Here is a 22,514-nt window from a genome sequence, read left to right on the forward strand (position 1 = left end):
CCTCTCAGATGGTGTAACCGCCGCCGCAGACCAGTGTCTGGGCGCTGATGTAATCGGATTCGGGACGGCACAGCAGATAGACGGCGCCCGCCGCCTCGGCCGGGGTGCCGGCGCGGCCAAGTGGAATCTGCGCCGCCATCGCGTCGAGCAGGGTCGGGTTCACGCCGACGGCGAGCTCGCGGCCGCCCACGTCGATGGTGGCGCTGCCGTCCGCGGGCGCTTCGGTGAGCCGCGTGGTGATCAGGCCGAAGGCGACCGTGTTGACGGTGACATTGAGTCTGCCCCACTCCTTGGCGAGGGTCTTGGTCAGCCCGGTGATGCCCGCCTTGGCCGCGGCGTAGTTGGCTTGGCCCGCATTGCCGCCGAGCCCGGCGATCGAGGAGATGTTGACGACCTTGCGGCACGGCACGGCTTCGCCGGCGGCCTTGGCCCGCTTGACCTCGGCCGAGATGACCGGCTGGGCCGCGCGCAGGATACGGAACGGCGCCTTGAGATGGACGTCGATGATGGCGTCCCATTGTTCGTCGGTCATCTTCTGGATGACGGTGTCCCAGGTGTAGCCCGCGTTGTTGACGACGATGTCGATACCACCGAACTCGTCGACCGCGGTCTGCACGAACCGGTCGGCGAAGTCGTCGTCGGTGACGCTGCCCGCGCACGCGACCGCCGTGCCGCCCGCGGCGCGGATGTCGGCGACGGTCTGCTCGGCCGGGTCCTTGTCGAGGTCGTTGACGACCACCGACGCGCCGTCCGCGGCGAACTTCAGCGCGATCTCACGCCCGATGCCGCGACCGGATCCGGTGACGATGGCTACCTTGCCGTCGAGTGTTCCCATGATGTGCTCCTGCTCAGTTCTCGCTCGGCACGGCGACGACCGCGGTGCCGAGCAGGGTGGAGGTGCCGTCAGCGAGAGTGACGGCGAGGGCGAGGGTGGCGAGTCCGTCCTCGACGGCGGTGACCGTCGCGGTGCAGGTCGGCTGCCCGTGGATCGGGGTGATCGCGGTGAAGCGCACGGCGAAGGACCGGATGTCGTGCTGGGGCACCCAACCGGTCAGCAGGCGGCCGAGGTAGGCCATGGAGAGCATGCCCTGGGCGAAGACGTCGTCGAAGCCGGCGGATTGCGCGTTGTCGAGATCGATGTGGATCGGGTTGTGGTCACCGCTGGCGCCGGCGAACAACGCCAGCGTCGCGCGGGAGATGGGCGGCAGAGCCAGGGGTGCCAGCTCGGCACCGACGGTCAGGAGCGCGGTGCTCACGTGGTCACCTCCGGATTGCGGACGACGGCCACATTGGTGGCCTTGGCGAGAAGATCGGTGCCACGGCGGAATTCGGTTTCCTTGGTCACGAACTCAAGGGCCCCTCCGCGTTTGACGGTCACGTCCACGACGCGCTCGCTGATCTCGACCGTGTCGCCCGCGTAGGCCATGGCGACGTACTCGAAGGCCTGCTCACCGTGCAGGATCCGGCGCAGGTCGATGTCCAGCTCGTCGAGATAGCCGAAAGGCGAGGGTGCTTCGAGGATCAGGCTGAAGAAGAACGTCGGCGGGACCGGGAGATCCGGGTGACCCGCCGCCCGCGCGGCCTCGACATCGGTGTAGAGCGGGTCGGTCTCGCCGATGACTCGCGCGAACAGGCGCAACCGGCCGCGCTCGACGTCGACGGTAAAGGTGGGCAAGGTGAGCGCGAGCGCGCGTTCGATGTCGACGCTCATCAGCCGACCTTCTCGTAGAGGGTGACCACGGCGGCGCCACCGAGGCCGATGTTGTGCTGCAGCGCCACCGTCACGCCGTCGACCTGCCTGGCTTCGGCCTGACCGCGCAATTGCCAAGTGAGCTCGGCGCATTGGGCGAGCCCGGTCGCGCCGAGCGGATGTCCCTTCGACAGCAGTCCGCCCGACGGGTTGGTGACCACACGGCCGCCGTAGGTGTTGTCGCCGTCGCGGATGAACTTCTCCGCGGTGCCCTCGGGGGTCAAGCGCAGCGCTTCGTAGCTGAGTAGTTCGTTGGCGGTGAAGCAGTCGTGCAGTTCGACCACCCGGATGTCGGCGGGGTCGACACCGGCGGCCTCGTAGACCTGGTCGGCCGCGCGCCGGGTCATGTCGTAGCCGACGAGCTTGGGCAGATCGTCGAAGGTGTCGGGGGTATCGGTCGTCATCGCCTGCGCGGTGATGGCGACGTCGGTCCGCAGACCGTGGCGGCGCGCGAAGTCTTCGCTGGTGATGATCGCGGCGGCCGCGCCACAGGTGGGCGGGCAGCACTGCAACCGGGTCAGCGGCCCGAAGATCTGCGGTGATTCGAGCACCTGCGCGACGGTGACCTCGTCCCGGAACACCGCGAACGGATTGTTCTTCGCGTGCGTGCGCGCCTTGACCGAGATCATCGCGAAGGTCGCCGGATCGGTGCCGTACTTCTCGGCGTACGCGGCGCCCGCTCCGCCGAACAGCTGCGCGGCGAACGGTGCGTCACTCTCGCCGTTGTGCTGGTGGGCCACCGCCATGAAGTCGACGAACGGACTCGGCCGGTCTGGCCACTTCATGGCGAGGGCGCCACGTTCCATCTGCTCGAAACCGAAGGCGAGCACGCAGTCGGCGGCGCCACTGGCGACGGCCTGGCGCGCCAGCCACAACGCCGACGATCCGGTCGAACAGTTGTTGTTGACATTCACCACCGGGATACCGGTCATACCCACGCTGTAGAGCGCGCGCTGGCCACTGGTCGAGTCGCCGTAGACATATCCCGCGTAGGCCTGTTGTACCTGTTCGATGCCGATTCCGGCGTCGCGCAGCGCGTTGCGGACCGCACCCGCTGCCAGGACGTCGTAAGGCTCGCTCTTACTCGGCGTCGAGAACGGCACCATCCCGACTCCGGCGACCTGCACCCGTTGCATCACACCACCACCCATCTAGACGAATCAATATTCACTTCATGGTTACATGACCCTTGACATTCCATCAAGACCCGCCAGAATGTCAGGTACATCACACGCATGAATATTCACAACAGAGGAGTTGGCCGTGCACATCACGCAATCCCTGCACGCGGCGCTGCAACACAGTCCCGACCGGACCGCCACCATCTTCGGGACCCGCCGGCGCACGGTCGCCGAATCCGTCGATCGCATCGCACGGCTGGCGGGGGCACTGCGCGAGCTCGGGGTCGGAGCCGGTGATCGCGTCGGGATCTACGCCCTCAACAGCGACCGCTACCACGAACTACTGATGGCGGTGCCGTGGGCGGATGCCGTGGTCAACCCGGTCAATATCCGCTGGAGCACGGCCGAAGTCGCCTACTCGCTCCTCGATTGCGGCACCGATGTCCTCGTCGTCGACGAGGCCTTCGCCGGCGCCGTCGACGCGCTGCGCGCCGGGGCGCCGAACCTGCGCACCGTCGTCTTCGCCGGTGACGGTCCGACGCCCGCGGGCATGCTCTCCTACGAGGAACTCATCGCCGCTACGGCGCCGATCCCCGATGCCCGTCGCGGCGATGACGAGCTCTACGGCGTCTTCTACACCGGCGGCACCACCGGTTCCCCCAAGGGCGTGATGCTGTCGCATCGGGCCTGCCTCACCTCGGCCATGGGCAGCCTGGTCACCACCGACATCCTCACCCGCGGCGGCATGCTGCTGCACGCGGCGCCGATGTTCCATCTGGCCGATATCGCCGCGTGGAACGTCGGCAATCTGACGGGGGCGACCCACGTCATCGTGCCGTCGTTCACCCCGGCGGCCACCCTCGACGCCATCGTCACCCACCGGGTGACCGACGCGCTGCTGGTACCGACGATGATCCAACTGCTCGTCGACTCCCCCGCCGCCGCCGACGCGGACCTGTCCAGTTTGCGGCGCGTGCTGTACGGCGCCTCACCGATCTCCGAGACCGTGATGGCCAAGGCGCGCACCGTCTTCGCCAACGCGCGGTTCACCCAGGCCTACGGGATGACCGAACTCGCGCCGGTCGCCACCTTGCTCACCGCGCAGGACCACGACGATCCCGCGCTGACCAGGTCGTGCGGGCGCGCGGCGGTCCACGCCGAGGTCCGCATCGTCGGCGAGGACGAGATCGAACTCGCGCGCGGCGAGATCGGCGAGATCGCCGTCCGGGGTGATCATGTGATGACGGGCTACTGGAACCGGCCGGAAGAGACCGCGTCGGCGCTGCGCGATGGCTGGATGCACACCGGCGATGCCGGATACATGGACGAGAGCGGCTATGTCTTCCTTGTCGACCGGCTCAAGGACATGATCGTCACCGGCGGCGAGAACGTCTATTCCGTCGAGGTCGAGAACGCCGTGGCCAAGCACCCGGCCGTCGCCCAGGTCGCGGTGATCGGCGTTCCCGACCACGAGTGGGGCGAACGCGTGCACGCGGTGGTCGTCCTGGCGCCCGGACAGACCGCGGCCGAGGCGGATATCCGCGAGTTCTGTCGCGAACACATCGCGAACTACAAGCTGCCCCGCAGCGTCGAATTCCTCGACGCGCTACCGGTTTCCGGGGCGGGCAAGGTCCTCAAGCGCGATCTGCGCAAGCTGCATTGGGAGGGCGCCGACCGCGCCATCCACTAGACACCACACCCGGCTGGGGCGTTCGAGGTCAGCCGGGGCGATCACCTGCCCCGGCTGACCTCGCAGAGCTACGATGACGACCGCGGACCTGTGACTCGACCCCTGCCCAGGGATTGCGGGCTCGGTCCGCCGGGTGACAGGCCGGCACAGCTCAGGAGGTACTCATGCGTGCGACGGTGGTCAGCAAGGGCGAATTCCGGGTCGAGGACCTGCCCGCGCCGGAACCCGGGCCGGGCCAGGTGCTGGTCTCCGTGACCCGCTGCGGCATCTGCGGCTCGGACCTGCACGCACGAATGCACTGCGACGAACTCGCCGACCTGGCCGGCGCCACCAGCTACAGCGGCTTCATGCGTTCGGACCAGCGGATCGTCCTCGGGCACGAATTCACCGGCGAGATCGCCGAGTACGGCCCGCGCACCCACCGTCGCTGGAAGCCGGGCACACCGGTGGTCGCGATGCCGATTCTGCGCAGGGATCGCGAACCGGAGCTCACAGGGCTGTCCGCGAACGCCCCCGGCGGATACGCCGAACAGGTGCTGACGCAGGAGTCGGTGACCTTCGAGGTCCCCAACGGACTCGCACCCGAGCTCGCCGCACTCACCGAGCCGATGGCGGTCGGCTGGCACGCCGTCCGCAAGAGCCGGATCGCCAAGGGGCAGAACGCGTTCGTGATCGGCTGCGGACCCATCGGGCTGGCCGTCGTCACCATGCTGAAGGCCGCCGGTGTGCGCACCGTGATCGCGAGCGATTTCTCGCCGCGCCGCCGGGAACTGGCCCGCGCCTGCGGCGCCGACGTCGTGGTCGACCCGACCACCGAATCCGCCTGGGAGGCGGCGCCGAGGCCGCCCCGCATCGCCGGCGCCGCAGATTTGCTGAACCTGGGCTTCGACGTCATGGAACGGGTACGCCGCATCCCCAAAGTCCCGTGGTGGTACCTGTTTCGCGCGGCCCACCTGCTCGACCGCGGCCCGGCCGGTCCGGTCGTCTTCGAATGTGTCGGCGTGCCCGGCATCATCGACCAGATCCTCACCGCGGCACCGCCGTCTACCCGTGTCGTGGTCGTGGGGGTGTGCATGCAGCAGGATGCGTTCCATCCCGCCAACGCCATCAACAAGGAGATCGAGCTGCGGTTCGTCCTCGGCTACGACCCCGGCGAATTCCGCGACACCCTGCACATGATCGCCGACGGCACCGTCGATCCCAGCCCGCTGATCACCGGTACGGTCGGGCTCGACGGCGTCGAAGCGGCCTTCGCCGCACTGGGCTCCCCGGACCACCACGCCAAGATCCTGATCGATCCGCGCAGCGACAAAGTTGCGCCCTGAGACCGGAGCCGTTGGTCGACCGACGGGGTGGTTGATACGGTCGCCTGCCCGCGCACTCAACGCCCAGGAATAGCCACGAACCGTCAATACCGAACAGTTCGGCCGGTACCGTTGTGGAGTGACCACCTCCGCTGATGCAGACACCACTCGCGACCGCATTGTCGCCGCGGCGACAGACGAGTTCGCGCAGTACGGAGTAGCGGGCGCTCGCATCGACCGGATCGCGAGCAAAGCGAAAACGAGCAAAGAGCGGCTGTACGCGCACTTCGGCGGCAAGCGCGCACTCTATCGGCATATCGCCGAGCGCGAGCTGGCGATGATGACCGAAGCCACCCGGATGGACGCAACCGACCTGCCCAGCTACGCGGGGCGGGTGCACGACTACTTCATGGCCCATCCCGACCATCTGCGGCTGCTGCAATGGGGGCGGCTGGAAATTGCCGAGTCACTGGGCAACCCGTTCCTGAGTACCGCGCGACGGACCGTGCGTAGCACTGTCGAACAGCTGCAACAGGCGCAGGACGCCGGGTATCTCGATCCGGCGTGGGATCCGATCGACGTCATGGTCGTCGTCACCCAGATCGCGCTGGCCTGGGCCTGGCAGCCCGACCTCGTCGACTTCCTGGCCGAAGGACAAGTTCACAACCCATCCAGCGAAGCCCGCCGCGCTGCGATCGTCGCCGCCGTCGCAGGCCTGTTCCCCGTCATGGCTGGTACAGCTCCGGCGATCGACTAGCTGCAGGGCTGCTAGGTCAGATTGCGCCGAGAGTTTGCTCGAGCGAGTCCAGGTTCTGGCGCAGGCGTTCGAGAATCCGGCGCGGGCCGCCTTGCCCGTTGGTGTCGGCTGCCGGATCCACGACGGTGCGCATCGCCATGTCGGCCAACTGCGCGGCGGCGGCCGGGCCGTCGTCCTGCCCGGGATGGTGCCAGAACGCGATCCAGTTCAGCATGCCGATGATGCCGAACGCCGCGGTGCGGGAATCGGCCGGGTAGAACTGCCCGGCACGGATGCCGTCGTCGATGACGGCAATGAATTCCTTGAGGACCCGGCGCTTGCTGTTGCGGTAGGTGTTCGCGAGCGTGTCGGGCAGTTCCGCTTCGGATCGCAGGAGCAGCCGGAAGCGGTCGGGCGCCGCCAACTGATGCAGGGCGATCGACATCGCCATTTCACGGAGTCGTTGCGCCGGATCGAGATCGGCGCGTTCGTTGATCTTGCGCAAGATTTGCGCGGGCTGTTCGGCGATTTCGGTCACCAGGCGGGCCAGCAGATCGTCTTTGTTGGCGACGTAGTGGTACAGCGCGGGGCGGGTCAGACCGGTCGCCTTGGCGATATCTTGGAGGGTGGTGCCTGCGAAACCCTTCTCCGCGAACAGGATGGTCGCCTGCTCCATGATCTCACGCTCGACGAGTTCGCGCCGGGAGGTGCTCTGCGCCCCCGCCGCGGGTTCGGACGCCGCCCGGCCACGGGTAGCGCGGCGGGCGGCGGCGGGTCGCGACTCGTCGTGTGCATCGGTGTTCACCCTCGATAGGCTATGCGCTGTCATGACAGCGCACTATCGCGCTCGCGCGGTGATCCCGCCACAACGGTGGCAACGGCGGTGAGGTCGACGAGGTGGGTGCGGCCGCCGGCGAGCCCGGCGGCGGCGTCGGCCCGGTATTCCTCGGGAACATCGACGATGACCGTGGCCTTCGAGCGCCACGTGACACGCTCGGCGAAGTCGAGGCGGGTGAGCACCTCCTGGCGGGAGGGCCGCCCGGTCAGCCAGATCACGCCGGACGGCGGAAGCCCCGCGATGACGGCGTCCGCCGCCGCACTCCAGGCCGAATCGATGTCGAGTTCGACGACGACGGTCGACGGGTCGTCACGCAGCGCGGCGGGAGCAAGCCGATCGGGGTAGGCCCGCTCGGCCCGTTCCAGCGGCTGATCGAGCACCCACTCCAGCAGGCCGGCGTCAGGGACCGCGTCAGGCGAGACTCCCGCGTAGTCGGCGACGCCGCGTTTCGCGACTTCGGGCGCGGAGGCGGCGAATCGTTCGAGCGAAACCTTTCCCGCACGGGTCATGTAGTTGATCATCAGCTGGTCGACCGGCAGGTCCATGCGTTCGGCGAACGCGTCCCACCACCGCTCGCTGCGGGCGGCGATGGACTGCAAGCGCTCGACGTCGGCGCGGCGGCGGTTCTCGTACTCGTCCAGTGCCGCCTCGATCGTGGTGGCTTCGGCGATGGCCTGATCGAGCGCGATCGCGTCTTCCATCGCCAGTTTGGTGCCCGAGCCGATGGAGTAGTGCGCGGTGTGCGCCGCGTCGCCGAGGAGTACGACATTGCCCGCGTGCCACCGGCGGCAGGTGACCGTGCGGAACCGCAGCCAGCGAGTGCGATTGCCGATCAGGTGGTGTCCCTGCAAGGTGTCACCGAACGCCTTCTCGAGGTACGCCAGGGACTCGTGATCGGATTCCGTCGCGGGGATCTGTTCGGTCGTGAGGTCGAATCCCGCTCGCTTCCAGGTGCGTTCGTCGGTTTCGATGAGGAATGTGCTGCGGTCGGGCGCGTAGGGATAAGCGTGCGCCACAAAGGTGCCGTGCTCGGTCGTGATCGGGGTGAACACCGCGCTCGGCAGGGCGAAGTCGGTGCCACACCACAGGTAGAGGCCGGTGCCGGTCCGGATGTCCGGTTCGATCGTGGCGGCCAGCGCGGTCCGCGTGGCGCTGTTGACACCGTCCGCCGCCACGATCAGATCGGCGTCGAGGTCGTCGATCGAACGTCGTTCGCCGAAGCACAGCCGGACGCCGGCGGCTTCGGCGTGGCGCTGCAGCACCGACAGCAAGGTGGTCCTGGCGATCGCCAGTAGCTCACCGTGCGAGATCCGCGCGACGTTGTCGCCGATCCGCATCGACATCTCGTGCCCGTGCGAGGACGCGACGATGTCTTCCAGCGAGGACGAGTCGGCGGCGCGCAGATTGCGCTGCGTGCGGGAGGCGAGACCGACGCCGAACCCGAATGTCGTATCCGGCGAACCCTGTTCGTAAACAGTAACCTCCGCGTCCGGGTGACTGCGCTTGAGCAGCCGCGCCGCGTACAAGCCGCCGGGGCCACCCCCGAGCACGGCCACTTTCTCCAGCCTCATGACGAACTCCTCATTCGATATCCACGTTTCTTCGGCACAGCCGTATTCAGAGAAATGATTTCGGCCGATCTAGCCGGGTGACTGTTCGCTCTCGAGCTTGTCGATGACATCGGCGCGCAGCTGCTTCTTGTTGATTTTTCCCACATTGGTCTGCGGGAAGGCACTGACCCATTCCAGTCGTTCGGGCCATTTGAATTTCGCCACCCCCAGCGCGTCGAGGTGCTGCCGGACCTCGTTCATGGTCAGCGGAATCCCGTTCTCGGCTATGAGATAGGCGCACGTCTTCTCCCCGAGTCGTTGATCGGGCATCGCCACCACTGCGGCGTTGGCGATGTTCTCGTGTTTCACCAGCAGCAGCTCGATCTCCTCGGCATTGATCTTCTCCCCGCCCCGATTGATGAGGTCCTTGATCCGCCCTTCGATCGACAGGTACCGCCCGCCGTCGATGGTGGTCACCATGGCGAGATCGCCGGTGCGATAGAAGCCCTCGGAGGTGAAGGCGGTCCGATTGTGTTCGGCCGCGTCGAAATAGCCGGGAATGGTGTACGGCCCGCGACAGACGAGCTCACCGACGCTGCCGTCGGACAGTTCGGTCTCGCCGCCGGGATCGAGGATCCGGATCTCGTCGTCGGCGGCGATCGGGGTGCCGACCGTGGCGAACCTGGCTTGCTCCGGAGCCGCCGGTTCGGTCACAGTGAACAGCCCCTCCGACATGCCGAAAAGCTGCCCGGCCCACCGCCCTTCGCCGTCATCCGCACGTTCGAAGAGCTCAGCGGTCGGCTTCGCGCCGGAGAGGATCACCTGCCGGACCTCGCGCCGGACCTCGTCGTAGCCGGGCGACAACAGGGCTTGGAAGTGTCCGTGCCCGAAGAGAACCGCCGTCGCCTGCGCGCCGGCGATCAGCGGAAACGCCGTCGCCGGATCCGCGGTCGCCAGGATCAAGCAACCGCCCACCGAATGCGCGCCGTGCAGACCGCAGGTGATGCCGGCGTTGTGGATGATCGGGATCAGGTGGGCGACACGGGTGTTCTCGTCCCAGCCGAGCCTGCGCGCGTAGAGCAGTCCGTTGTTCCAGTACTCGACGTGCAGGCGTGGAATCACCTTGGGCACCCCGGTGGTGCCACCGGAGAGCTGAAACGCCGCGATGTCGAGGGGATCGATGGCGGACTGAACCTGTGCCACGTGCGCTCGCGCCTGATCCGCCGGCACGTCGGCGCCGAGCGATTCGAGCGCGTAGGTGCCGATACCGTCCGGCGCGGCGAGCGTGAGAATGCGCCGCAGGGTCGGATGGCCGTCGGCCTGCTCGCGGGCGAAGGTGACCAGATCGAACGTTGTTCCGGCCTCTACCAGGTGCGCGACCGCGCCGACCTTGCGGCTGATCTGCCCGACTTCGTGGCCTCGATGGGCCGCCAAGGTCGCGACCGGGACGAGGCCCGCTTTCAGACAGCCGTACCAGGCGAATACGGTCTCGAGCCGATTGCCGACCTGGAACAGGACCGGATCACCGGGTCGGAGGCCGATCTCGCCGAGCCCGACGGCGATCCGGTCGGTGCGGACGTCGAGCTCGGCGAACGTCACCGAACCCTCGGCGGCGATCACCGCCATCCGGTCCGGGAACCGGATGGCGATGTCGTGGAGTCGTTCGGCGACTGGCTGATCGGTCCACGCACCGGAGTGGCGGTACCGGTCCGCGCGGTCGGCCGGGAACCCGACGAGGCGTTCGCCCCAGCGCGCGCGGCCGGTCACGGACGTGGTCATCGCTGTGCCACCGCGGGGAGCAGCTGGGCCAGTTCGGCGATGTGGTCGGGGTGATCGGCCGGAACCACACCGGAGTACACCGCGGTCCAGCATCCGGGGCAGCACTGCTGCCGGAACACCACTTCGGTGTCGACGTAGACCGCTGGGTCGGAGGTCACCTGCGGTCCGGCCACACTGGACGGTCCCTCGAAGCGCGCCAGCGCCAGCTTGCCGGACTTGCTGTCGCCGAGCAGCTGACCACAGTGCGCGCACCCGACCACGCGGTTGTCGCCGATGCGGACTTCGACCAGGTTGTCGTCGAGGCGGCGGGCATGCGTCAGATCCAGTTTCGCGTCTTGGCTCGGTGGCACGGTGGAGCGCTGCCGCCGTTCCTCGCGCACGGACGCACGCAATGTTTCGGTGCGGGCGGAGTCGAGGTCGCCGTCGGTGACGACGACGCCGTACCCGGCTTCGGCGCCGGCCGGTGTCACCTTGCCGTTGCGCACATCGATCGCCACGGACTCGGGCTCGCGTCGCAGCGGGTCGCCGTAACCGCCGCCACCCTGCCAATGCATGTAGAGCACCTCGCCCGGAGCCAGGTAGCTCTCCGCGTAGCACGCACCCAGATCCTGGGTGCCCGCCAGCTCGTCGAGCGAACCGGGAATCGTTCCCGCGGCCAGCATCTCGGTGACACCGGAGTCGCGCGCCAGGATCTCCAGGCCGGTGTTGCCCGGCAAGCCACCGGCGAGTCCACCGTTCTGGGACACCGCCTTGCCCGCGGACGCGAAGACCAGGCCCATCGGCAGGCTCGTCCCGTACGGGGTGACCGCGAGTGAGGCGCTGACACCACCGCGATGCCGGCCGGGGCCGCCGGAGTCGGGCTCCTCGCGACGCCACAGGGTGAGCAGCGGATACAGGAACTCGGTCATCTCGGTGTCGGGAATGCGCCCCATCGGGATACAGAACAAACCGCCGGTGTCCATGCCGTCGGCCACCGGACGCGCACCGTAGCCGCCCGCCATGGGTTCCATCATGATGCTGAGGAACGGCACGGGCTGCTCGGGCCGCTCGTCCAGGCCCGCCACCACAGTGGTGTCCCAGGTGCCGCAGCAGGACGCCTGTACGTTCTTGCCCAGCTCGATGTGCTGGTCGAGCATCTGGGCGAGGCACTCCGCGATCAGGTTGCCGGTCAGCCACGCCGGCCCGATCGGGCCACGGCTGACCGCGGCCGGGAAGGTGGCGTTGTTGAGCGTGCCTTCCTCGGAGATCAATTCGAAGCAGCGCATGAGGCCACCGGCCGACCAGGGGATGTCGCCGGCCAGGATCGGCAACAGCGCGAGCATCACCCCGCCGCGCATGCCGGCGTAGGTGCAGTTGATCACGCCGGTCTGCGGGTCGGTGCCGGTGAAGTCGAAGACGAGGTGGTCGTCGCGCTTCGTCATGGCCACGGTGATCTTGTGGACACCACGGTCACCCACATTCGCCTGGTCCTGGTAGCCGGTGGCGCGCCAGGTCCCGTCGGGCAGATCGGACAGCTTCGTGCGCAGCCGGGTCTCGGCATCGGCCATCATGCGCTTCATGACGGCCTTGACCGTGTCGGCTCCGTATTGCTCGATCACCGCGAGCAGCCGGTTGCGGCCGACGGAGTTGGCGCCGATCTTCGCGCGCAGGTCCAGGCCGACCAGCATCGGCACGCGCGAACGGCGAACCCAGGCATCGGCGACATCGCGCTGCAGTTCGTAGTCACGCACGACCTTGATCGGCGGAGTGGGCAGGGACTCGGAGAACACGTCCTTGGCCGCGGGGTCGAAGGACCCGAGGCCGGAGCCACCGAGGTCGGGTTCGTGGCAGATCGCGCTGGTCCAGGCGAACAGCTTGCCGTCGTGGAAGACCGGCTGGTAGACGATGACATCGCTCTGGTGCAGACCGCCACCGACCCAGGGGTCGTTGCACAGGAACATGTCGCCCTCGGTGATGCCGGGGTTGCTCGCGCGGTTCTGCAGGGTCCAGTAGATCGCCAGGTCCACCGCGCCGACCAGCATGGTGTTGTAGAGACCGACCTGAACCTCCTGGCCGAGCTCGTCGCTGATGGCGAAGTCGAAGTCGTTGGCGTCGGTCACGATCGGTGAACCCGACATCCGCTTGAGCGCCTCGCCCATCTCGTCGGTCACCGACCAGAGCCGGTGCCGGATCACCTCGTAGGTGAGCGGGTCGACGTTGTCGATCTGTTCTTGCGTCACGGTGTGCACGGGCACCGACGAAGGCAGCGAACGCTGCAATGCCTCGAGGTCCGGCGGTCGGCTCACGAATCCTTCGGAGCCGGGAATCGTTGTGGTCATGGTCGTACTCCTGGTGTGCTGAGGGCGGTCAGTCGACGGTGATCGTGAGGTTGCCGAGCCGGTCGATCGAGCCGGTCGTGTCGTGCGGCACAACGACTGTCGTCGTCGGTACCTCGATCACCGCGGGTCCGCGCAGGACATGGCCGGCCCGCAGTTTCGTGTAGTCGTAGATGTCGGTGTCGACGTAGCCGCGGCGCCCGTCCAAGCACACCTTGCGAGTGCCGAGCAACGCGGGGCGCGCGTCGGCGGATTCCGCGGCGGCCAATGGCGGCAGTTCCGGGGTGAAGGGCAGGACGCCGGTGCCGCGCACGCGGTAGGTGATCGCCTGGATTCCCGCTTCCCGGAACCCGCTGTCCTGGCCGTAGAGGTCGGCGTAGCGTGCTTCGAATGCCGTTGCGGCGTCCGTGATCTCCGTCGAGGTCAGCGCACCGCCCGGAACCGGGGTCGCGACCTCTGCCAGCTGCATGGTGTAGCGCATGTCGATCTCGCGGGTGATCTCGACCGACGCGAACTGCAATCCCTGCCGCGAAAGTTGTTCGCGGACCTGTTCCTCGAGCTGCTTGAAGTTCTGTTCGACGCGGGCCGGGTCCAGCGGCATGGCCGCGGGATCGGACAGTTCCCTGGCCAGCACGATGTCGGAGGCGGCCAGGCCGTAGGCGGAGAACGCCGAAGCCACCTGACCGAGTGGAACGACAACGTTGTTCACGCCGATCTCCTGCGCGTAGAACCCACAGTGCGCCGGACCGGATCCACCGAACGCGTAGACGATGAACTCACGCGGATCGTGTCCCGCCTCGACCACCGTCTTGCGCAGCAGGTCGCCGGTCTGGGCGTTCTGGACCTCGTAGATCGCGGCCGCGGCCTGTTCGATCGTCAACCCGAGCGGTTCGGCGATCCGGCGGCGAATGGCCTCCCGTGCCTGTTCCAGGCTCAGCGCCTTGCGTCCGCCGAGCAGCCCGCGTTCTGGCAGGATGCCCAGCACCAGATTGGCGTCGGTGTTCGTGGGTTCGGTTCCGCCCTGGCCGTAGCAGGCAGGGCCGGGCACCGCCTGGGCACTGTGCGGCCCGATCTGCAGGTTGCCGCCCGCGTCGAGCCAGGCGATGGCGCCACCGCCGGAGCCGATCGCGTGCACCTCCAGTGTCGGCACGTTGATCGGGTGATGGTTGATGGTGGTGGAGGAGGAACGCACCGGCTCGCCGTCGACCACGAGGCCCGCCAGAAACGTGGTGCCACCGGCGTCGGTCGCGATGATGTTGCGGTGACCGAGCTGCCGCCCGAGTGAGACCGCGCCGACGACGCCACCGGTCAGAACCGAGCCGACGGTCGAGATGGCGTTGCCCGGCGCCTCCGAGGCCGCGACCGCGCCGCCGTTGCTCTGCATCACCAGCAGCGGACCGGCCAGCTTCTTCTCCCGCAGCCGCCCTTCGAGCTCGCCGAGGTAGTCGCGCAGCCCGGGTCCGATCTGGGTGCTCATGATCGTGGTGGCGTTGCGCGCGAACTCCCGGATACGCGGGCTGACCTCACTGGAGAGCGCGACGAACACCGACGGGTCGATCTCGTGCACGATGTCGCGGATCCGCCGCTCGTGTGCCGGATTCCGGAACGACCAGAGCAGCGACACCGCGATCGCGGCGATCCCGTCCGCCAACAACGTCGCGACCGCCGACCGCACGTCGTCCTCGTTCAGGGCCACGACCACGCGACCGTCTCGATCGATGCGCTCGGTCACCTCCAGAGCGTGCCGCTTGCTCACCAGGCCGTGCGACTTGCTCTGGTTCAGCACGTTCTGCAGCTGCTCGGGCGAGTTGCCCAGGTACCGCCCCTCGACGTTCATGATGTAAATCGAATCGCGATGTCCCTTGGTGGTCAGGAAGCCGACCTCGGGGACTTTGTTCATCACCAGGGCATTCAGCGACGACGTGGTGCCGTGCGCGATGTGGTGAGTGTCGGCCAGCATCTCCTCCATCGGCCGACCGAGCTGCTCGGCCAGTACCTCGAGGACGTCCATCACCCCCTGCGAGTAGTCCGGCGGCGTCGATGGCGCCTTTCCGGCGACTATCAGCCCATTCCCGTCATCGAGGACGGCATCGGTGAACGTGCCACCGACGTCCACACCGATCACATATGCCATTGCCGCTGCGCTCCTTCGGACAGTGGTCGGACAGGTCGAGCTTCGACCGATCCCAACGCTAATTACGTTGGTGTCGATTATTTGACGTCTGTGCCGACATGTCAAGACCTATTCGTGATGCCAGTCACTTCTCCCTGGTCAGCGGCATATCAGCTGCCGTCAGGCCATACACCGATGGTACACAGCAGCTACTGGGCATGGATGCGTACGACACGCTGCCCTCCCGCAATGGGAGAAGCGCTCGGCGGCACCCACTTGACCAACCATCACTTGTGTCGAATAATTGTCGTATACGTAAATCCTCGACAGTCGGTCGAGGCCGGATCGGAAGGAATCACATGGGTATCCATCGCGTCGGGTTGGTCGTTCCCAGCTCCAATACCACCGTCGAGACGGAGATGCCGGCGCTGCTGTCCCGCCATCCCGAGGCCGAGTTCTCCTTCCACTCCACGCGGATGCGGATGCACACCGTCTCCCCCGAGGGACTGGCCGCGATGAACGCCCAGCGGGAACGCTGTGTCCTCGAGATCGCCGATGCCTCCCCCGAGGTGATCCTGTACGCCTGTCTGGTCGCGGTGATGGTGGGCGGACCGGGCGAGCACCAGCGTGTGGAGAGCTCCGTCGCCGAACAGCTCGCCACCGGCGATTCCCCGGCTCGGGTCCGGTCGAGCGCCGGGGCCCTCGTGGAGGGACTGCGGGCACTGAACGCCCAGCGCGTCGCCCTGGTCACCCCGTACATGCGGCCACTCGCGGCGAAGGTCGTGGCGTACCTCGAGGCGGAGGGTTTCTCCATCAGCGACTGGAGGGCCCTCGAGGTCGAGGACAACACCGAGGTCGGCTGCATCTCGGGCGATCGCGTCATGGACGCGGCCCGCTCGCTGAACCTGGCGGGCGTCGACACACTCGTCATCTCCTGCTGCGTACAGATGCCGTCGCTGCCCCTCGTCGACGCCGCTGAGCAAGAGTTCGGCATTCCGGTCCTGTCCGCCGCGACCGCGGGTGCGTACAGCATTCTGCGCAGCCTCGACCTGCCGGTCGCGATCCCGCGGGCCGGCAGTCTCCTGCGCGCCGACGTCGCGGTCGCACCGCACTGACCGCCCCTATTCGTCCACTTCACCCAGAGGAGTCATCATGAGCGACCTCGCACACACCGTTCGGGGCGTCGACCACGTCGCCTACCCGACCTTCGATCCGGCGGCCACGGTCACCTTCTACCGTGATGTGCTCGGCTTCCCGGTCGTGCATTCGATCTGCGCGGCAGGCTGGGGGCCCGACAAGCACCCCGACTTCATCCACTTCTTCTTCGACATCGGCAACGACGACCGCTTGGCCTTCTTCTACTACTTCGGCCTGGAACCGTTCGAGGACGGCGGCCCACAGGGCGACGCGTACTCCCGGTTCGGTGCCGAGGTCCCCGTCTGGTTCATCCGGTCCCGGCATCTGGCCATCCACGTCGACAGCGAGGACGAACTGCTCGAGTATCGTCGCCGCCTCGACGACAGCCGGTGGCCGGTCGAGATGCGCGTGCAGCACGAGACGATCGACTCGATCTACACCCACGACCCCAACGGCTACATGATCGAGATCACCCGCGCGCTGCGGCCGGTCACGCCCCAGGAAGATCTCGACGCGAACCTGACGATCGACGCCCTGGTCGACGTTGTCTCACAACCGAATCCGAGCATGGCCGCGCTGCTCACCCGCAAGGCCGAGCTCATCGTCGAACGCGCCGCGGCCTGGCAGGACGCCGAGGACGAGCGCCGCCTCGACGCCGAGGCGGTGGCGAAATGACGACACTGTTCATCCTCGACGTTCCCGAGAACAAGCCCGTCGCCGAAGTCGCCGGGCGCGATCCCGAGGTCGGCATCGAACGCGTCGGGCCGTACTTCAAACTCACCTCCGAGGGCACGATCGTCATCGATCGCCGGGCGACCGGGTGCCGCCACGCGGTCTGGTACAGCAGCGTCGCCGGACTGACCGACTCGGTGATCGTGCAATGGGACAAAGACGCGATGAAAGTCGAACCGCGATGACCCGATCCGCCGAACGGCTGGGCGCCGGACGCTACATCGAATCCGCCGCTGCCCCGACCTCAACAGTGACCTCGGTGCACGAACTGCGCACCCACGACGGCGCGAAAGTCGCAGGCGTGCTGCGCACGGTGCCCGGGGCGCGCACCGTCGTCGCGATCATGCACCCCCGCCAGGACCTCACCCATCACGTGCTGGTGCCCGAACTCCTGGAACGCGGATACGCCGTGTGGACGCAGGGCACCCGGTCACCGAACAACGACATCGCGCTCGTCCACGAACAGGCATTGCTGGACGTGGCCGCAGGCCAGGTGTTCCTGCGCGACCAGGATTTCGATCACGTTGTCACCCTCGGACATTCGGGTGGCGGGACACTGTTCGCCTTCTACCACCAGCAAGCCGGCGCACCATCCGGACAGCGGCTGGCCATCACACCCGCCGGGCGCCGAATCGATCTCACCGGCGCCGAGATGCCGATGCCGGACGGCGCGATCTTCATGGCGCCACATCCGGGTCAGGGCGCGTTGCTGCTGCGGTTGATCGACCCTTCCGTACTGGTGGAATCGGACCCGCTCAGCGTCGATCCCGCGTTGAACCCGTTCGATCCGGCCAACGGATTCGCGGAGCCACCGCACAGTTCCACCTACTCCCCCGAGTTCGTCGAGTCCTACCGCGCGGCGCAACGCCGGCGCATCGAGCGGATCGACGAGGTAGCCCGAGAACACGTCGCCGCGGCATCGCAAGCACGGCGACGCTTCGCGAAGTCCGCGGATCCCGTGGATCAGCGCACCGCCCTGGCGCCCCGGATTCTGACCGTCTATCGCACCGACGCGGACCTGCGGTTCACCGACCTGTCGCTGAGCCCGAACGAACGCCCTTACGGTTCGCTGTTCAGTCGCAGAGCCGACCTCACCAACTACGGCCTGGTCGGATTCGGCCGCTTCACCACCGCGGATGCCTGGCTGTCGACCTGGTCGGCGCTGAGCACCAATGCAGACTTCGTCCGATGCGCCCCCGGCGTGACGGTTCCGTCGATATTCGTCGAACTCACCGGCGATCAGGCCTGCTTCCCCGAGGACGCGACGAGGATGGTCGAGGCCCTGGGTTCGACCGACAAGAGCCACACCAGTGTTCCCGGTACCCATTTCGGTGGCCCGATCGCCGAGGGGGCGCCGACCGGCGCCAGCTTGGCGGCGGCCGAGATCGGTGCGTGGCTCGCCGGGCGGTTCGGCTGAGCGGCGCGGCACGCCGATCGCCCATCACACCGAACCTACGTACACCAGAAAGATGACACACCTTGACCATCGACTTTCGTGACCAGGTCGCCATCGTCACCGGCGGTGGCCGCGGGTTGGGCCGATCCCACGCCCTCGAACTCGCTGCCCGCGGCGCCCATGTCGTCGTCAACGACCTAGCGGTGCCGGGCGCCGCCGTGTCACCCGCGGAGCAGGTGGTCGCCGAGATCACGGCCGCCGCTGGTTCGGCGGTGGCCGACCACGCCGACATCACCGACTACGCGCAGGTGGTCGCCATGGTCGACCGAACCCTGCGCAGGTGGGGACGCGTCGACGTACTGATCAACAACGCCGGAATCCTGCGTGACGCCAGCTTCCGAAATGCCGACCTCGGCGACTTCCGCCGAGTCATCGACGTACACCTCACCGGAGCCGTACACACGACGAAGGCAGTGTGGGACACCATGATCGTCCAAGAATATGGCCGAATCCTGATGACCACCTCCGGGTCGGGGATCTACGGAAACTTCGGCCAGGCCAACTACGCGGCGGCCAAATCCGCACTCGTCGGGTTGATGAATGTCCTGGCCATCGAGGGACACCCCAAGGGGATCCGTGTCAACGCGATCGCCCCGCTGGCCACCACACAGATGACCGCGTCTCTCTTCGACACCGACACATCAGAGTTGATGCGCCCCGAGGCGAGCACCGCCGGGGCACTCTTTCTGGTCTCCCGCGCCGCGCCGACCAAGACCATCCTCGCTGCCGGAGCCGGTGTCTACGCGACGGCCGAAATGCAGGAAACCACCGGGGTTCTGCTGCGCACCGACGAACAGACCGTCGAAGGAGTCGCAGCGCACTGGGAGCAGATCACCGCCGGACCGAGCATCGCCGTCGGGGACCTGCAAGGCCAGTTACGCCGATTCGTGGAACGCGCGAATTCCACAGATACCTGAGTGCACGTCGACCGCCGAGTGCATTACCGGCAGCTTGCTTGTGCCGGTACCCCGGCGAGGCGGTCGGCGAGCCATGCCATCGCGACGTCGGCGCCCAGGATCGTCGCGCTGTGACCGAACAAACCGATCTCGGGCAGCAGAGGTGGATAGTCGAGCTCGTGGTAGATCACGTCGGCGCCCTTCGCGCACCAGTCGACGGAAAGCTGACGGGCCGGTCCGGCCGGCACCGCATCGTCGTTGATGTTCTGCAGGAGCATGACAGGATCGGCGGGCGCGATGGTGCCGAGGGCGAAGCTATCGATCACCGCTCGAACGGCGGGATCGGCTCGCAGCGAGGTCATGATCGGCTGGCCGGTGACCGTGAAGTCCCTGGTATCGCGGAACGCCCAGCGCGCCACGGTTCCGGAAACACATTCGTTGGCGGTGGAGTGCAGAAAGTCGATGCCCGCCGGACTGAGCATCGCGGTGACCGTCGAGGTGAGCTCGGGGTGACTGGTCAGCAGTCCGTTGATGAAGTACCCGATCACGCCGGTCAGGCCCCGGCCGTTCTCCGCACCCGTCAAGGCGACACTCGGGTCCGCCGGCGTTGCCGCGGCGACGGTGCCTTTGACGTCGAGCTCGGGTGCGTAACCTGCGGCCTGTTCCGCTGCCGCCGCGGCAGAACCGCCCCCCTGAGAAAATCCCCAGATCCCGATGGGTGCGCTCGGTGGGACGACGCCGAGCCCGATCGCCGCGCGGGCGGCGTCCAGCACCGCGTGAGCCTCCGGCAGAGGTTGCACATACGTGGTCCCGCCTTCGGTACCCAGACCTTGGTAGTCGGTCACGACCACCACGTATCCCGTCGCAACCAGCTGGGCCAGGTCCGTTTGAAGTTCGGCAGCCGGATTCCCCGCACCGTCCACCTGCACCCCATCGGTCAGCAGTTTGGATGGGGCGCAGACGTCACCGGTGCCGTGGGTACCGATGGCATAGCTGATCAGCGGCCGCTGCCCCGGTCCGGCCCACGGGGTGGTGGGATCGAGAACGATTCCGCTGGTAGCGACCGGGACACCGCGGGCATCAGCGCTCTGAAACAGAATTCGGGTCGCGCGCACCGGCAGTGCGCTACCCAATCCCGCGAACAGTTCGACCTGCTGCGACCGGATCAGCGCACCGTTGGCTTTGGTCGGCAGCGGGTTCGGTGCTGTGTAGAAGCCATCGTCAGGTCCGGCACCTGCCGGGCCCACTCCCATTGATAGAGCCGCTGTGGACACCAATAGTGCCGCGGTGATCTTCCATTTGCCGTTCATTCACTGCCTTTCGTCTCCCCTGCGTTGTTCTTCAGCCCCTGGATATGCCGTTATAAACACGCCGACCCCCAAGCAGTTTCCGCATGGATAAGCCCCCGCAGCCTGTTGTGCCACGTCCCCGCTCGTGAAATCGATTGTCAGCGGTTTCGGTGACAGCTGGCACCAACTCCGATGCACTCGCACAGCTCATTCTTGTTCCTTGTGAGGTGAGCCACCCCTGCGGTCGGCTACTAAATTCTCGACGAAAGTATTTGTCCGCACATCCGCCAGTTGGCGGTATTTTCGCGCCGAATCCGAAGCAATTGGCGGCTTACCCCGCATCTCATCGGCGGCGGAGGCCTGACTCGGCGTCGTAACTGCGGCTGCGCCCCTGAACCCGGCCGCACAGCGAAACCGACGAGCAGTCACCCGCCGCACGATCGAGGGCAAGAAGGCGGCGAACTCGCCAGCACCGCCCAGCCGAGGCCTGCGCCGCAATCTCTGCCTCGTCGCACCGGGAGTGTGCAGTAGGTCAGCGCCGGTCGATCCTCCTCGGAGTGCGACCAGAGATGGTAGACAATCTCATCTCTCGTCGGTTGAAATTCCGCTCCGAACAAGATTCTGGAAGTGGGCATTTCACAACTTACGCTCAGGGGCCTACAGGTCGTTCGACCGGCAGCTCGAACCGCATCGGGGCCGAATTCTGCCTGCGCAGCACCGCCAGCGGCGCGGCGCGGACGGCGGCATCACGGATTCGAACAACCAGGGGATTCTCGATTTGCTCGAGCTTGGACAGTCTGCGTGATTCGGTGACCAGCATGCGTGTGCGGTCGCGGCGTGCGTTCTCATAGTTCCGCAAGGCGCCGACCGGGTCCGATTCGGTCGAGAGGTGATGGGCCAGTACGAAGCCGTCCTCGACCGAGGACGAGCCGCCCTGACTCAGGCTCGTCAGCATCGGATGAGCGGCATCGCCCAGCAGCGTGACAGGTCCGTCACCCCATACATCGAGAAAAGGTCGGTCCTGGGCCGGGACGCTGACGATGGCGTCCTCGGGTGTGCGTTCGATGACTTCGCCCACCTCCGGGGCCCAGCCGGCGAAGGCCGCGGCGATCTCGGCCTTGCCACCGTTCCACTCGCGAGCCAGCGCGGTCGGCAGGTTCCTGGTGCCCCACCAGTAGGCCTGCCCGCCACCGATATCCAGGAGCCCGAAGCGCAGGCCGCGACCCCAGTAGTGATAGGCGTGGCCGGGGGGCAGCCGCGGATCGCGGAACGGGACGGTGGCGAGCCAGCAAACATAGCCGTGCTCGGTGACCGGCGCGTGACCCGCCAACTGCGCGCGTACCTGGGATCCGATCCCGTCGGCGCCGATGAGCAGCTCACCATGCGCGGTGCGACCGTCCTCGAATATCGCGCTCACCCCGGTACCGGTTGCGCTGTAGCTGCGCAGCTGTGCGCCCAGATGGATCGGTGTGTCCGCCGCCGATTTTCGAAGGGTGGCGATCAGATCGTTGCGGTGGATATTGACAACCGGTGAACCCAGCTCCCTGGTGACCGCGCCGATCGGCAGCTCGCGCAGCTGTTTTCCGGTCGTGGTGCGAATGCTGAAGTGCTCGAGCGAACTGCCGGCGCTCAGGTCGACGTCCAGTGCGTGGAGCACTTTGGTGGCATTGCTGGCCAGCCCCAGTCCGGTGCCGGTGTCGCGCCATTCGGGCGCGGCCTCGAACACCTCGACCTCGATGCCTTGCCGGAGCAGCGCGACGGCCGCGGTCAGGCCACCGATCCCGGCTCCGATGATGATCACCTTCACG

The 22,514-nt window shown here is 67.2% G+C and carries 19 protein-coding genes; 8 read left to right on the top strand and 11 right to left on the bottom strand.

All coding sequences use genetic code 11. From position 1 onward, the window contains the following. Positions 1–4: 4 nt before the first annotated feature. Genes ACFWPX_RS03585 through ACFWPX_RS03600 form a run of 4 tightly spaced genes read right to left on the bottom strand, consistent with a single transcriptional unit; the run spans position 5 to position 2,886 of the window. Complete coding sequence (locus ACFWPX_RS03585; protein WP_378925660.1) at positions 5–835, bottom strand: SDR family NAD(P)-dependent oxidoreductase; 831 nt, start codon at positions 833–835, stop codon at positions 5–7. A 13-nt stretch (positions 836–848) separates the two neighbouring features. Next, positions 849–1,256 carry a MaoC/PaaZ C-terminal domain-containing protein gene (locus ACFWPX_RS03590; protein ID WP_378925663.1) on the bottom strand — a complete coding sequence of 136 codons (408 nt, stop codon included), beginning with the start codon at positions 1,254–1,256 and terminating at the stop codon, positions 849–851. After that, positions 1,253–1,711 (bottom strand): MaoC family dehydratase N-terminal domain-containing protein, encoded by a 459-nt coding sequence (locus ACFWPX_RS03595; RefSeq protein ID WP_378925665.1) that lies wholly within the window; start codon positions 1,709–1,711, stop codon positions 1,253–1,255. Before ACFWPX_RS03595 ends, ACFWPX_RS03590 begins: the two co-directional genes overlap by 4 nt. Further along, positions 1,711–2,886 carry a lipid-transfer protein gene (locus ACFWPX_RS03600; RefSeq protein ID WP_378925667.1) on the bottom strand — a complete coding sequence of 392 codons (1,176 nt, stop codon included), beginning with the start codon at positions 2,884–2,886 and terminating at the stop codon, positions 1,711–1,713. The genes ACFWPX_RS03595 and ACFWPX_RS03600 overlap by 1 nt, the downstream gene beginning before the upstream one ends. 127 nt (positions 2,887–3,013) lie before the next feature. On the opposite strand from ACFWPX_RS03600, the gene ACFWPX_RS03605 reads away from it, so the two are divergent. From ACFWPX_RS03605 to ACFWPX_RS03615, 3 genes are all read left to right on the top strand, one after another. Continuing rightward, entirely contained in the window at positions 3,014–4,561 is a 1,548-nt protein-coding gene (locus ACFWPX_RS03605; RefSeq protein ID WP_378925669.1) for a long-chain-fatty-acid--CoA ligase, read from the top strand. Positions 4,562–4,725: 164 nt separating this feature from the next. Then, positions 4,726–5,886 carry a zinc-binding dehydrogenase gene (locus ACFWPX_RS03610; RefSeq protein WP_378925671.1) on the top strand — a complete coding sequence of 387 codons (1,161 nt, stop codon included), beginning with the start codon at positions 4,726–4,728 and terminating at the stop codon, positions 5,884–5,886. A 118-nt stretch (positions 5,887–6,004) separates the two neighbouring features. Then, a complete protein-coding gene (locus ACFWPX_RS03615; protein WP_378925674.1) occupies positions 6,005–6,622 on the top strand; it encodes a TetR family transcriptional regulator in 618 nt (205 codons plus the stop codon). Positions 6,623–6,638: 16 nt separating this feature from the next. Here the strand turns inward: ACFWPX_RS03615 and ACFWPX_RS03620 are convergent, their stop codons facing one another. The 5 genes from ACFWPX_RS03620 to ACFWPX_RS03640 form a co-directional block, all read right to left on the bottom strand. Next, entirely contained in the window at positions 6,639–7,430 is a 792-nt protein-coding gene (locus tag ACFWPX_RS03620) for a TetR/AcrR family transcriptional regulator (RefSeq protein WP_378925676.1), read from the bottom strand. Then, positions 7,427–9,010, bottom strand: a complete 1,584-nt coding sequence (locus tag ACFWPX_RS03625; RefSeq protein WP_378925680.1) for an FAD-dependent monooxygenase — start codon at positions 9,008–9,010, stop codon at positions 7,427–7,429. The genes ACFWPX_RS03620 and ACFWPX_RS03625 overlap by 4 nt, the downstream gene beginning before the upstream one ends. A gap of 69 nt (positions 9,011–9,079) precedes the next feature. Continuing rightward, complete coding sequence (locus ACFWPX_RS03630) at positions 9,080–10,768, bottom strand: (2,3-dihydroxybenzoyl)adenylate synthase (protein ID WP_378925682.1); 1,689 nt, start codon at positions 10,766–10,768, stop codon at positions 9,080–9,082. Continuing rightward, entirely contained in the window at positions 10,765–13,086 is a 2,322-nt protein-coding gene (locus tag ACFWPX_RS03635; protein ID WP_378925684.1) for a hydantoinase B/oxoprolinase family protein, read from the bottom strand. Before ACFWPX_RS03635 ends, ACFWPX_RS03630 begins: the two co-directional genes overlap by 4 nt. Positions 13,087–13,114: 28 nt before the next feature. Beyond that, entirely contained in the window at positions 13,115–15,217 is a 2,103-nt protein-coding gene (locus ACFWPX_RS03640; RefSeq protein ID WP_378925686.1) for a hydantoinase/oxoprolinase family protein, read from the bottom strand. A 338-nt stretch (positions 15,218–15,555) separates the two neighbouring features. Here ACFWPX_RS03640 and ACFWPX_RS03645 point away from each other — a divergent pair, with 338 nt between their 5' ends. The 5 genes from ACFWPX_RS03645 to ACFWPX_RS03665 all read left to right on the top strand — a co-directional run bounded on the left by ACFWPX_RS03645 (position 15,556) and on the right by ACFWPX_RS03665 (position 19,438). Next, on the top strand, positions 15,556–16,311 hold the full coding sequence (locus ACFWPX_RS03645) for a maleate cis-trans isomerase (protein ID WP_378925688.1): 756 nt from the start codon (positions 15,556–15,558) through the stop codon (positions 16,309–16,311). A 37-nt stretch (positions 16,312–16,348) separates the two neighbouring features. Next, entirely contained in the window at positions 16,349–17,008 is a 660-nt protein-coding gene (locus ACFWPX_RS03650; RefSeq protein WP_378925691.1) for a VOC family protein, read from the top strand. Then, positions 17,005–17,250 (top strand): hypothetical protein, encoded by a 246-nt coding sequence (locus tag ACFWPX_RS03655; protein WP_378925693.1) that lies wholly within the window; start codon positions 17,005–17,007, stop codon positions 17,248–17,250. Before ACFWPX_RS03650 ends, ACFWPX_RS03655 begins: the two co-directional genes overlap by 4 nt. Further along, entirely contained in the window at positions 17,247–18,482 is a 1,236-nt protein-coding gene (locus ACFWPX_RS03660; RefSeq protein ID WP_378925695.1) for an alpha/beta hydrolase, read from the top strand. The genes ACFWPX_RS03655 and ACFWPX_RS03660 overlap by 4 nt, the downstream gene beginning before the upstream one ends. A gap of 62 nt (positions 18,483–18,544) precedes the next feature. Beyond that, positions 18,545–19,438 (top strand): SDR family NAD(P)-dependent oxidoreductase, encoded by an 894-nt coding sequence (locus ACFWPX_RS03665; RefSeq protein WP_378925697.1) that lies wholly within the window; start codon positions 18,545–18,547, stop codon positions 19,436–19,438. Positions 19,439–19,461: 23 nt separating this feature from the next. On the opposite strand, the gene ACFWPX_RS03670 is transcribed toward ACFWPX_RS03665, so the two are convergent. Together ACFWPX_RS03670 and ACFWPX_RS03675 are read right to left on the bottom strand one after the other, a co-directional pair. Continuing rightward, complete coding sequence (locus tag ACFWPX_RS03670) at positions 19,462–20,727, bottom strand: lipase family protein (RefSeq protein ID WP_378925699.1); 1,266 nt, start codon at positions 20,725–20,727, stop codon at positions 19,462–19,464. Positions 20,728–21,355: 628 nt separating this feature from the next. Next, complete coding sequence (locus ACFWPX_RS03675) at positions 21,356–22,513, bottom strand: FAD-dependent monooxygenase (RefSeq protein ID WP_378925702.1); 1,158 nt, start codon at positions 22,511–22,513, stop codon at positions 21,356–21,358. Position 22,514 lies beyond the last annotated feature (1 nt).

This window comes from Nocardia sp. NPDC058518, from assembly GCF_042719655.1.
Taxonomy (GTDB): Bacteria; Actinomycetota; Actinomycetes; order Mycobacteriales; family Mycobacteriaceae; genus Nocardia.